Source organism: Methylobacterium sp. A52T, assembly GCF_053346095.1.
The window spans coordinates 22,030-32,631 of sequence record NZ_JBKFBI010000058.1; the positions used below are offsets into that span (position 1 = coordinate 22,030).

12 protein-coding genes and 1 tRNA gene are annotated in these 10,602 nt (G+C 67.4%); 7 read left to right on the forward strand and 6 right to left on the reverse strand.

From position 1 onward, the window contains the following. Positions 1 to 15: 15 nt before the first annotated feature. Both ACLBYE_RS15605 and ACLBYE_RS15610 read right to left on the reverse strand, forming a co-directional pair. A complete protein-coding gene (locus ACLBYE_RS15605) occupies positions 16 to 1,296 on the reverse strand; it encodes an efflux RND transporter periplasmic adaptor subunit (protein WP_103985950.1) in 1,281 nt (426 codons plus the stop codon). A gap of 156 nt (positions 1,297 to 1,452) precedes the next feature. After that, positions 1,453 to 1,881, reverse strand: coding sequence for a hypothetical protein (locus ACLBYE_RS15610; protein ID WP_020091346.1), 429 nt, complete (start codon positions 1,879 to 1,881; stop codon positions 1,453 to 1,455). Between the two features lie 270 nt (positions 1,882 to 2,151). Between ACLBYE_RS15610 and ACLBYE_RS15615 the strand changes: the two genes are divergently transcribed. Continuing rightward, positions 2,152 to 2,715 (forward strand): L,D-transpeptidase, encoded by a 564-nt coding sequence (locus tag ACLBYE_RS15615; RefSeq protein ID WP_447685333.1) that lies wholly within the window; start codon positions 2,152 to 2,154, stop codon positions 2,713 to 2,715. Positions 2,716 to 2,781: 66 nt separating this feature from the next. On the opposite strand, the gene ACLBYE_RS15620 is transcribed toward ACLBYE_RS15615, so the two are convergent. Further along, positions 2,782 to 3,396 carry an FMN-dependent NADH-azoreductase gene (locus tag ACLBYE_RS15620; RefSeq protein WP_447694858.1) on the reverse strand — a complete coding sequence of 205 codons (615 nt, stop codon included), beginning with the start codon at positions 3,394 to 3,396 and terminating at the stop codon, positions 2,782 to 2,784. A gap of 88 nt (positions 3,397 to 3,484) precedes the next feature. Between ACLBYE_RS15620 and ACLBYE_RS15625 the strand changes: the two genes are divergently transcribed. From ACLBYE_RS15625 to ACLBYE_RS15635, 3 genes are all read left to right on the forward strand, one after another. Further along, complete coding sequence (locus tag ACLBYE_RS15625) at positions 3,485 to 3,862, forward strand: winged helix-turn-helix transcriptional regulator (protein WP_447694859.1); 378 nt, start codon at positions 3,485 to 3,487, stop codon at positions 3,860 to 3,862. 104 nt (positions 3,863 to 3,966) lie between these two features. Next, a complete protein-coding gene (locus ACLBYE_RS15630; protein WP_012321386.1) occupies positions 3,967 to 4,515 on the forward strand; it encodes a formaldehyde-activating enzyme in 549 nt (182 codons plus the stop codon). A 129-nt stretch (positions 4,516 to 4,644) separates the two neighbouring features. Further along, positions 4,645 to 5,277: an outer membrane protein gene (locus tag ACLBYE_RS15635; protein ID WP_020091348.1), complete on the forward strand. Its 633-nt coding sequence runs from the start codon at positions 4,645 to 4,647 to the stop codon at positions 5,275 to 5,277. Positions 5,278 to 5,309: 32 nt separating this feature from the next. Here the strand turns inward: ACLBYE_RS15635 and ACLBYE_RS15640 are convergent, their stop codons facing one another. After that, positions 5,310 to 6,353: a MaoC family dehydratase gene (locus ACLBYE_RS15640; protein ID WP_447694860.1), complete on the reverse strand. Its 1,044-nt coding sequence runs from the start codon at positions 6,351 to 6,353 to the stop codon at positions 5,310 to 5,312. 12 nt (positions 6,354 to 6,365) lie between these two features. After that, the gene (locus ACLBYE_RS15645; protein ID WP_020091350.1) at positions 6,366 to 6,668 is read right to left on the reverse strand and encodes a YggT family protein; all 303 of its coding nucleotides are present in this window, start codon (positions 6,666 to 6,668) and stop codon (positions 6,366 to 6,368) included. Positions 6,669 to 6,791: 123 nt separating this feature from the next. Between ACLBYE_RS15645 and ACLBYE_RS15650 the strand changes: the two genes are divergently transcribed. Together ACLBYE_RS15650 and ACLBYE_RS15655 are read left to right on the forward strand one after the other, a co-directional pair. After that, positions 6,792 to 6,867, forward strand: a tRNA-Ala gene (locus tag ACLBYE_RS15650). 100 nt (positions 6,868 to 6,967) lie between these two features. Continuing rightward, complete coding sequence (locus ACLBYE_RS15655; protein ID WP_447694861.1) at positions 6,968 to 8,683, forward strand: DUF6538 domain-containing protein; 1,716 nt, start codon at positions 6,968 to 6,970, stop codon at positions 8,681 to 8,683. A gap of 167 nt (positions 8,684 to 8,850) precedes the next feature. Here ACLBYE_RS15655 and ACLBYE_RS15660 read toward each other — a convergent pair whose 3' ends face one another. Continuing rightward, positions 8,851 to 9,498, reverse strand: a complete 648-nt coding sequence (locus tag ACLBYE_RS15660) for a hypothetical protein (RefSeq protein ID WP_447694862.1) — start codon at positions 9,496 to 9,498, stop codon at positions 8,851 to 8,853. Positions 9,499 to 9,833: 335 nt separating this feature from the next. Here ACLBYE_RS15660 and ACLBYE_RS15665 point away from each other — a divergent pair, with 335 nt between their 5' ends. Next, positions 9,834 to 10,490: a recombinase family protein gene (locus tag ACLBYE_RS15665; protein ID WP_447694863.1), complete on the forward strand. Its 657-nt coding sequence runs from the start codon at positions 9,834 to 9,836 to the stop codon at positions 10,488 to 10,490. Positions 10,491 to 10,602: the final 112 nt, after the last annotated feature.

The window sequence follows — 10,602 nt, forward strand, 5'->3', positions numbered from 1 at the left end:
CGGGCTCTCCCGGACTCAGTGGCGCTGCTGGACGGCGGCGGCCCGCGGGGTGACCTCCGCCTTGTCGCCCGGCACGTCGGGCGCCTCGTCGGTGTCGTGCTTCGGTCCGGTCTCGCCGTGGACCGGGGTCTGGTCGAGGGGCTTCACCTTGGCGCCGACGGTGATCTTCTGGAAGCCGTCGATGATGACGCGCTCGCCGGCCTTGAGGCCCGAGCGGATCAGCCAGTTCTGCCCGACCACCGGCCCGACCTCGACGGGCTGGCGCATCACGGTCTCGTCGGCGCGCACGATCCAGACCTCGGCGCGGCCGTCGTCGGTGCGCTGGATCGCCTGCTGCGGCACCGCGATCGCGTCGGAATCGATGCCCTGCTTGATCCGCGCCCGCACGTACATGCCGGGGAACAGCTCGTCGTGCGGGTTCGGGAACTGCACCCGAAGCGTCACCTGGCCGGTGCTCGGGTCGGCGGTGACGTCCGAGAACAGCAGCCGGCCCGCCAGCGGGTAGAGGGAGCCGTCATCCATGATCAGGTGGACGTTGGCGGTGTTGTCTTCGAGCCGCGCCAGCTCGCCGCTCGCGAGATCCCGGCGCAGGCGGTTCAGCTCGCCGACCGACTGGGTGATGTCGACGTAGATCGGGTCGAGCTGCTGGATCGTGGCGAGCGCCCCCGTGGAGCCCGGCTCGATCAGCGTGCCCTCGGTGAGCAGCGCCCGGCCGATGCGGCCGGTGATCGGCGCGCGCACGTCGGTCCAGCCGAGGTTGAGCTGCGCGCGGTCGCGGGTCGCCTTGGCGCCGGCCACCTCGGCCTCCGCCTGCTTCTTGGCCGCGAAGGCGGCGTCGTACTGCGCCTGGCTCGCGGTGGCGCGGGAGAGGAGCTGCTCGAGCCGGTCGGCCTGCTGGCGGGCGAGCACCAGGGCGGCCTCCTGGCGGGCGAGGGCCGCCTCGGCGCTGGCGAGCTCGACCTCGTAGGGCGCCGGGTCGATCTTGTAGAGGATGTCGCCCTCCTTGACCTGGCTGCCCTGCTCGAAGAGCCGCTTGACCACGAGCCCGGAGACCCGGGAGCGGACCTCGGCGATGCGCATCGGCGCGACGCGGCCCGGCAGGTCGCGCAGGTAGGGGATCGCCTGGGGCTCCACCTTGACGAACCCGACCTCCGGCACCGGCGGGGTCGGCGCGGCGACCTGCTTCGGGTTGCAGGCGGCGACACCCAGCAGGAGCAGGGCCGCGGGCAGGAGGGCGGTCGCGCGGGCCGAGGCGCGGAACGACGACGGGATTCTGGCGGACAAAGTGCGGGTCACGATTACCGACGCTCCTGAAAGCATGCGTCTGCTGAGGCTGGCGCGGAGCGTGGGCCCGCGCATCGTCGAGTCAGATCCCGGGACCGGTCACGAGGCCGGTCGGACGAAGATCAGGACGGGCGCGCCATCATGCCGGCCGCGAGACCGGCGCGCGCGTCAGGCCCGGCGTGGAGGCCGGTGCGGCGAACCGTCCGGCGCGGAAGCCGGTACGCTGTCGGACCTGTAGTCGAACGATGCGTTGACAGTGTGACGGGGGCGCGGCGCGTCGACCGGCGGGCGCGGCAGCCCCAGTTCGGTGAGGATCTCGCTGTCGGCGGCGCAGAGGTCGGTGCGGCCGAAGACCGAACGCTTGGCCTCGGAACGCTTGGCCTCGGGCTGCGCGTCCGGCGTGCCGGACAGGATCGTCAGGCGCGGGCTCGCGATGGCGCAGGCCGGGCCCTCCGGGCGCGCGGCCTCGGCCCGGGCGGGCGCGGCCACCAGCGCGGCCGTCGCGAGCACGAGCAGCGCCAGCGCGGCGAGGCCCCGGGCGAGGCGGTCCGGCAGGCCCGCGGCGCGGCGGGTCAGGAGAGCGGCGGATCGGATCACGAGTCTGAGATAAGCACGGCTGTCGCCGCGCGCAATCACCCACGGCGTCGCGCCACCCGCCCAGTGTTGCGCGCAGCACACAGCTGCGCCCGGAAGTGGCCATACCGGCGGGCCGGCCTCAACCTTGCCGTGAAGTCCGGGCCGGCTCGCCCCATGCGCGCAGGGGTTCCGCGCGGGCCCGGCCGAGATCTCCGAAGACCCGCCGAGATCCGCGAAGACCCGCGAAGATCCGCGAGTCCCCGCGCCGCGACGAACGGAGGACGGAAGACCATGGCGAGACGGATCGCGCTACTCGGGCTCGCGGGCCTGCTGCTCGGGAGCGCCCCGGCGGCGGCCGCCAACCCGCTGGACAGGGGTCCGATCGCGGACTTCCTCAACATCTTCCGCAGCCAGGCGATCCCGCGCGAGACGGTGGCGTGGACCGGCAAGGAGAAGCCCGGCACCATCGTGGTCTCGACCCGCCAGCGCCGGCTCTACTACGTGCTCGGCGGCGGCGCGGCGGTCCGGTACGGCGTGGGCGTCGGGCGGCAGGGCTTCTCGTGGTCCGGCACCAAGACCGTCACCATGAAGAAGGAGTGGCCGGACTGGCGCCCGCCGCAGCAGATGCTGGCCCGCCGCCCCGACCTGCCGCGCTACATGGCCGGCGGTCAGGACAACCCGCTGGGCGCCCGCGCCCTCTATCTCGGCTCGTCGCTCTACCGCATCCACGGCTCGAACGAGCCCGAGACGATGGGCGCGGCGGTCTCGTCCGGCTGCATCCGCATGACCAACAAGGACGTGGTCGACCTCTACGACCGGGTCCGCGTGGGCACCAAGGTCGTCGTGCGCGACTGACCGGGCGGGTGGCGGCCTCCACCGCCGCCCTCCCCCGCCGGCCGTCCCGCGGCCGGTCGTTCGGCCTCAGGCGGCGAGCTGCCCGACCGCGTCGCGCGCCGAGGCCAGGGCCTGCGCCTTGTTGTGCTCGCCGGCCGCCAGCCCCTCGGCCAGCACCAGCTCGGGCACGATGCCCATGAAGCCGAACACCGTGCGCAGGTAGTGCTCGGCGTGCTCCGCAGAGACGGACGCCGTGCCGGGCCCGTAGAAGCCGCCGCGGGCGAGGGCCAGGATCACGCGCTTGCCGCCCATCAGCCCCTCCGGCCCGGCGGCGCCGTAGCGGAAGGTCGTGCCCGGCACGAGCAGGCGGTCGATCCAGGCCTTGAGCTGCGACGGGATCGTGAAATTGTACATCGGCACGCCGATGACGACCGTGTCGGCGGCGACGAACTCCGCCAGCATCCGGTCGCTGGCGTCCCGGGCGGCCAGTCCGGCCGCGTCGAGGGGACCGGCCATGGCCGAGACCGGGTGCGCGCCCGGCAGGGTCGCGGCGGTCAGGTGCGGCGGATTCTCGGCGACGAGATCCCGGTAGGTCACGGCGGCCGGCGCATCCCCGGCGAGGCGCCGGACGATCAGCGCGGACAACTCCCGCGAGACCGAGCCGGTGCCCAGGATGCTGGCGTCGAGATGCAGGAGTTTCATAGCGTAACCCGGTTCCCATTTGTGACCGGATCAGGATACGGTCGCGCCTCGACCGCGCAAGAACGCACAGGATTGATACCGAGGTTACATGGATGTGACTGAGCCGTGTGCCGGGCACAGGCCCGAATGCGAGAAGGTCTCGCGCGTCCTGTCGCGCATCGGCGACAAGTGGAGCGTGCTGGTCATCATGCTCCTGCGCGCGCGCGCGCAGCGCTTCAACGAGCTGAAACGGGGCATCGGCAACATCTCGCAGCGGATGCTGACACTGACCTTGCGGAACCTGGAGCGCGACGGGCTGGTGACCCGGACCGTGACGCCCTCGATCCCGCCGCGGGTCGACTACGCGCTGACGGAACTCGGCCACTCGCTGGCGGAGCCGGTTCAGGCGCTGGGCGCCTGGGCCTTCCGGCACCTCGACCACATCGACGCGGCGCAGCTCCGCTACGACACGCGCGACGGCGCGTGAAGCACCGGGCGGGAGCCGCGCCCGCGTCGACAGGCGCGGCGGGCCGGTGTTAGGAGCCGCGCCGTCGGGCAGAGCCGGATCGCCCGACCGCCACGAGGGACAGCATGAACGAGCGCATCATCCTGCGGGCCGGCGAGGCCCTGGTCGCGGGCGGTCCGCCCAACACCGCCTCCGAGCCCGAGGTCATCATCGGCGAGCTCGACGGGCCGGTCGGCACCGCCCTGGCCACGCTGACCGGCGATCAGGTCGTCGGCCACAGCCGCGTCTTCGCCCTGCTCAACACCGACATCATGGTCCGCCCGGTCACCCTGTGCGTGTCCAAGGTCAGCGTCACCGAGAGCAAGTACACCTCGATCCTGATGGGCACCGTCCAGTTCGCCATCGCCAACGGCGTGCTGGACGCGGTGCGCGCCGGCTACATCCCCAAGCACAAGGCCAACGACCTCGGCATCATCTGCTCGGTCTGGCTCAGCCCGGGCGTCATCGAGGCCCAGCACGTCGACCACAAGGCGCTGTTCGACATCCAGCGCAGGGGCATGACCGAGGCCATCCGCAAGGCCATGACCAACGAGCCCTCGATCGACTGGCTCCTCGAGAACCAGGACAAGATTACCCACAAGTACTACCAGATGGGCCTCGACGGAAAAATCTGAGCGCCCGGTGCCGCGGCGGGCGACCGCCCCGCCGCGTCGCCCGGACAGTGGCGGGCGGGGCGCGCACGATCCCGCGGGCGGCCACGGCCGAGCCTGTCCCGATCCGGTGCCTTCGGGTAGGATGGCGGCATGAGCAGACGCGCCGATTCCCGTCCGTTCCGCCGCCTCGCCGCCGGCCTCGTGCTCGGGGCCTGCTGGCTCCCGGCCGGTCCTGCCGCCGCCCAGGCACTGTTCTGGCCGTCCATCGGCTTCGCGCCGCTGCCCTCCTTCGCGTGGCCGCAGATGCCCGAGGACGCGTACGGCCGCTGGACCGGCTCCTACGCCCGCCTGTCGACCGGCTACGCGGTCAGCACATCCCGGCATCTCGGCAGCTATTCGGGACCGACGATCGGGTTCGAGGGCGGCCGGATGTGGCAGGAGGGCCCGATCCTCTACGGCATCAGCGGCGGGTTCGACTATCTCGCCGGCCTCGGCGGCAACCTCACGCCGGGCTACGGGCGGCTCGCCTATTCCAACGACTTCGCCGGATCCCTGGAGGTGAAGGTCGGCACCCTCGTCGCACCGGACGTGCTGGTCTACGCCAAGACCGGCGCCCTGGCGCTGCACCAGACCTTGCGCGTCGGGCCGACCCCGGGGTCGCTGCCGTTCGCGCGTCAGGACATCGCGGTGCGGCCGGTGGCCGGCGTGGGCGTCGAGTGGGCGGTCACGGACCGCCTCTCGCTCGCGGTCGAGGCGGGCGTGGTCGGCGGCGGGATCCGCTGAGGCGCCCCCCGCCGGCCTCGCCGCGCGGCCGCCTATTTCGGCACGAACGCCCAGTAGTCGAGGTCGAGGATCACCGCCGGGTCGTAGCCGTCGCCGGCGCGGTCCGGGAAGGCGCCGCAGGGCTGGTTCTTGGTGGCGACCGTGCGCAGGCGCAGGAGCCCGACATCGTCGCGGCCGACATCGGCGGTCGCCAGCACCTCGCTCCAGGCATAGACCGTGTCGCCGGAAAACAGCGGCGCCACGTGGCGGCCGGCGTTGATGCCCGCGAGGGCGAAGGCGTTGCCGAGCCCGTTGAAGCTCAGCGCCCGCGCCAGCGAGATCACGTGGCCGCCGTAGATCAGGCGCCGGCCGAAGCGGGTGTCCTTGGCGGCGAGCCCGTCGAAATGCACCTTGGCGGTGTTCTGGAACAGGCGCGTGGCGATCTGGTGCTCGGCCTCCTCGACGGTCATGCCGTCGACGTGGTCGATCTTCTCACCCACCGCGTAATCCGCGAAGCGGTGCGGGCTGCCGGCGAGGTCGGTGTCGTAGGCGGCGGCCGAGAGCTTCGGCAGCGCCCCCGCGAGGTCCTGCGGGTCGACCACCTTGGCGAGGCTCGGCACGTGCTCCTCGGCGATCGCCGCCTCGGGGTCGCGCTTGCGCACGAGCACCCAGCGGCAATAGCTCAGCACGGTCTCGCCGCGCTCGTCGGAGCCCACCGAGCGGACGTAGACCACGCCGGTCTGCCGGTTCGAGCTCTCCTTGAGGCCGATCACCTCCGACACGGTGGAGAGCGTCTCGCCCGGGTAGACCGGCCGCCGGAACCCGCCCTCGGCGTAGCCGAGATTGGCCAGCGCGTTGAGGGATACGTCCGGGACGGTCTTGCCGAACACCATGTGGAAGGTGAGCAGGTCGTCGAGCGGGCTCTTCGGGTAGCCGATGGCCCGGGCGAAGGCGTCCGACGACTGCACGGCGAAGCGCGGCCCGTAGAGGCCCGTGTACAGCGCCACGTCGCCCATCGTCACGGTGCGCGGGGTGGCGTGGCGGATGGTCTCGCCGAGGCGGAAATCCTCGAAGAAGCGGCCGGGATTCGTCTTCACGGGCGTTCGACCCTACTGCGTGTAAACGTAAGCTGCGGGCACGGCGTATTCATGCAGCAGACGGCTGATGAACAGCAGCAGCAAGATGAGGATGATCGGCGAGATGTCGACGCCCCCGAGATTGGGCAGCAGGTTGCGGATCGGCCGCAGCACCGGCTCGGTCAGCCGGTAGAGCACCTCGCCGATCTGCGCGACGATCGGGTTGCGCACGTTCACCACGTTGAACGCGACGAGCCAGCTGAGAACCGCGCTTGCGATGAGGACGTAGATGAAAAGCTGGACGACCGTGTCGAAGAGCCAGATCAGGGCGTTCATGCGGGTCCGCGCGTATCCTTCGGGCCGCCCGCACCCCAGCGCCGGAGCGGCGCGCGGCGGGCGACGTTGAAACAGGGAATTGACAGGCTGAGCCGCCCGCGCCTACAAGGCCGGCGCCTCGACGGGGCTGTAGCTCAGATGGGAGAGCGCCGCAATCGCACTGCGGAGGTCAGGGGTTCGAATCCCCTCAGCTCCACCAGGCTTTCCTAGCCTGTTGGAAAGGCACGAACTTATTGCCGGGCAATGAGTTCTAGGGCTACCTTGGTCCACCACAGTGGTACACCAAGCTCCCCGAACCCATGGCAAAAAGGGATAACCGGCTCTTACGCAGGAGCGGCGTCTGGTACGTCCGGGTGAAAGTGCCCGAGGCTCTGCGCAAGGCCGGACTGATCGACAAGCACGAGTTCAAAAAGTCACTACGCACCAGCGACTACGCTGAGGCTCGCAGGCTGCTGCTGACTGAGCTTATCGCGATCGACGCCCAAATTGCCGCAGCCAAACGCAAGCTTGATCCCGCACCGGTTCGGGCGTTGACACGCTCCGAGGCGGAGCACATCGCACTGGCTTGGTTCTATGAACGTGAGAACGTTCGGATCGAACGGAAACGAAGCGCGGCCCCTGCTTGGTCCCGGCAGGATGAGGTGATGGACCTGGAGATCGAAGAGGCGACTTTCGCGGACCCAGAGGACACCAACGGTCAAGCCAGCACGCTTAGCACCGCCAAAAGGCTCCTTGAGCGCCACGGCATCGAGGTCGATTTCAACGCACCCGAATTTCGGCACCTCATACACTTGGTACGTCGAGGTGCGCTGGAGCAAGCGAGACGAGAGCTACGAGAGGCGAGGAGCGATTTCTCCGATCGCGTTGGGGATAATTTTTTCGAGGGTGCGCCAGCCGATGTCCCGCACCCGTCGAGAGCAGGGAAGCGCACCACACTGAGCGAGTTGATTGCTCAACATCGGGCCGAGCCTGCTTGGCAGGGCATGTCACCAAAATCGAAGCTGAAGGGTGCCGCGCAAGCTCGCCTGTTCGAGGAGGTGTTTGGGGCCGACCGGGATGTCTCCCAGATCAAGCGCGCCGATGCGGCCGAGCTGGTGAACCTTTTGGTTAGGCTACCCGCAAGCGCCACGAAGCGATTTCCTGGCCTTACAGCGCCACAAGCTGCCGATGCAGCTGCCAAAGCGGGCGCCGCGCCTATGACCCGGCTCACAGCGAGTTCCTACCTATCTGCGTTCTCCACTCTGATGGCATTCGCCATCGCGCGGGGCGTGCGGGCAGACAACCCCACCGCCGGCCTCTCAGTCGGGGTCGATGGCGTAGCGGCAAAAGATCGACGGCATCCGTTTTCCGCAGAGCAGCTCATTAAGATCTTCAAGGCGCCGCTATACACAGGGTGCCTGAACGACGAGGCCGGCTACGCACGAGTAGGCTCTCAGGTCATCCGCCGCGGTCGGTTCTGGGTGCCGCTGATCTCGCTGTTCACCGGAATGCGGATGAACGAAATTTGTCAGCTTCTGGTGCGTGACGTCTCTCAGCTCGACGGGGTCGATGTAATCATCGTGGCTGCCGACGATGCCGGCGTGAAGCGCGTCAAGACTGCAGCAGGCGAGCGCTTCGTCCCCATCCACCCGGAGTTGAAGCGCTGCGGCTTGCTTCAGTACCGCGATGCGACTGCCGATCGAGGCGAGACGCGTCTTTTTCCTGAACTGACGGCAGCCAAAGCCTCCGGCTACCTTAGCGACAACTTTTCCAAGTGGTTTGCCAACTTCATGCGGTCGTGCGGCGCAGCGCAGCCGCGGACAAGCTTCCACAGCTTCCGACACAGTTACCGAGACGCGCTCCGCGAGGCTGATATCTCGGCAGAGCGGGTACGTGCACTAGGCGGATGGCGGAGCGGCCGGACAGAAGACGACTACGGATCAGGCCTGCGGGCAAGCACACTGGCTCGAGAGATTGAGAAGGTGGGGTACGAGGGCCTGGATTTCTCGCACCTCCACGTTCCGCAGAACGGTTGACGGGCTGCATTCCGGTTTTGCACCCAGGTGCAAGTTCGGCCCTCATCCGCATGCCGCACTTCACTCGACGGAAAGCACCTACGGTCGCCTCTCGAAATTGGAAGAGCTTCGCGTGGAACGAAGACCCTTTCAATCGCTGATATTAGGCTCCAGGCGCCTTCAGCTGTCTAAGCCATTAACAACCCGACTATCCTGGAAAATGTCCTGACGGTCGGAACAGCCAAAATACCAAATCCCAACGCATAGAGCACGATGATCAGCATCCTTGCTTTGACGAAACTCATGTCCTCACTTTTGTAGAACATGGAATATATATCCGGCCTCCTTGAAAGTGCCGACGCCCTAAAAGTTTCTACAAGCGCTCTCGACACCCGCCTATTGACGGCGATTTCTTTGGTAATTGCATCAATTATTGGGGTGTCCATAGCAGTAACAAACTCAGTCCCGGATCCTAATTCGATTTCACCTTTCATGTGCATGTCGTAAATCAAAGCATCCCATAACTGGAAGAACGATCCACGGTTAAGTTTATAATCACGCAAATGCTCCATAGCGGCGTACCTCTCCGCAACTATGCCCGCCAAGTTGTGAATTTGCGCATCAGTCGAAATTTCCATCTGCTCGGAGATGTATGAACGCTCGGATGCCTCCTGTTTTATCAATGCGGGGCACATGGCGATGAATATTATCGAAGCAACGCCTACGATCGATAATCCAATATAAGTGTAATACAAACTGTTCAGTGTGAACAATTTGCCAACGAGGCCTGGATCCGCAACCCCAGCTCCGACGAAAAGCTCAGGCGCTAGGGCCAAGAAATCAGTTATCCGCGCATTCAACAAGATCAGCCACCCAACGAACGGCGCGATCGTTGTAAGTTTCGCGGCGCGCGACTGCCCTACGCTCCTCAAAGTTGACCATAGAGGGGTACGGCACAACAAATGCTTCAATTTGGTCATCCCGGAGAAGCGGCTGGCAAGAGGCTCGGCGACGCACACTAGATGCGGCGTATTCTTTGAGGCTACTGCCGGAATTTCGCAATAGGTGAACCAACTTCTGAGTTGCTATTCATACGCTCGTCGCCCAGGTTCAAACTCTATCAAACCCTCATTCAACCCAACTTGCTGGGCAGCCCCCTCCGGGAGCAGCGATGAAGACGAGCCGGTTCGTCAGCTACCTGCGGGTCAGCACCGATCGCCAGGGGATCAGTGGCCTGGGCCTCGAAGCCCAGCGCAAGACGGTCTCCGACTTCCTCAACGGCGGCTCCTGGGAGATCGTGGCCGAGTTCGTAGAGGTGGAGAGCGGCAAGCGCGCCGATCGTCCGGAGCTGGCCCGTGCTCTGACCCACTGCCGCCTGACCGGCAGCACACTCATAGTGGCGAACGTGTCTCGGCTCACCCGGTCCTCATCGTTCCTGCACCGCCTCTTGGAAGCCGGCGTGGAGGTGCGGTTCTGCGACCTGCCCCAGATCGAAGGACCGACCGGTCGCTTCCTCCTGACCCAGATCGTTGCAGTCGCGGAGCTGGAGGCGGGCTTGATCGGTGAGCGCACCCGCAAGGCCCTGGCCGCTGCGAAGGCCCGCGGGAAGGAGCTCGGGACGCCGGCCAACCTCTCCAACACGGACGCGGGCCGCACTGCTGGCCGGGCCCAGCGGAGCCGGATCGCGGATCGTCGCGCCCAGGACATCGCCCCGATCATCCGGGACATGCAGAGCCAGGGGCTCAGTCTCAATGCGTGCGCTCGCGAGTTGACCCGCCGAGGGATCTCCACACCCACCGGCAAGCCGATCTGGGTACGCCTCCGGTGAGAGCCGCCTTGTGAGACGGGGCCTCGTGCCCGACGTCTGACCTTAATGCTGGCGTTAAGGTCATCGGATCAGGGCGATGCGGGTCGAGGTTCTTGCCGGGGTCGAGCGCCGG

Bases quoted from the DNA above. Each gene is read 5' to 3' on its own strand.
- ACLBYE_RS15615 (WP_447685333.1), top strand. From the start codon at position 2,152: ATGGCGAGACGGATCGCGCTACTCGGGCTCGCGGGCCTGCTGCTCGGG.
- ACLBYE_RS15620 (WP_447694858.1), bottom strand. From the start codon at position 3,396: ATGAAACTCCTGCATCTCGACGCCAGCATCCTGGGCACCGGCTCGGTC.
- ACLBYE_RS15625 (WP_447694859.1), top strand. From the start codon at position 3,485: ATGGATGTGACTGAGCCGTGTGCCGGGCACAGGCCCGAATGCGAGAAG.
- ACLBYE_RS15630 (WP_012321386.1), top strand. From the start codon at position 3,967: ATGAACGAGCGCATCATCCTGCGGGCCGGCGAGGCCCTGGTCGCGGGC.
- ACLBYE_RS15635 (WP_020091348.1), top strand. From the start codon at position 4,645: ATGAGCAGACGCGCCGATTCCCGTCCGTTCCGCCGCCTCGCCGCCGGC.
- ACLBYE_RS15645 (WP_020091350.1), bottom strand. From the start codon at position 6,668: ATGAACGCCCTGATCTGGCTCTTCGACACGGTCGTCCAGCTTTTCATC.
- ACLBYE_RS15655 (WP_447694861.1), top strand. From the start codon at position 6,968: ATGGCAAAAAGGGATAACCGGCTCTTACGCAGGAGCGGCGTCTGGTAC.
- ACLBYE_RS15665 (WP_447694863.1), top strand. From the start codon at position 9,834: ATGAAGACGAGCCGGTTCGTCAGCTACCTGCGGGTCAGCACCGATCGC.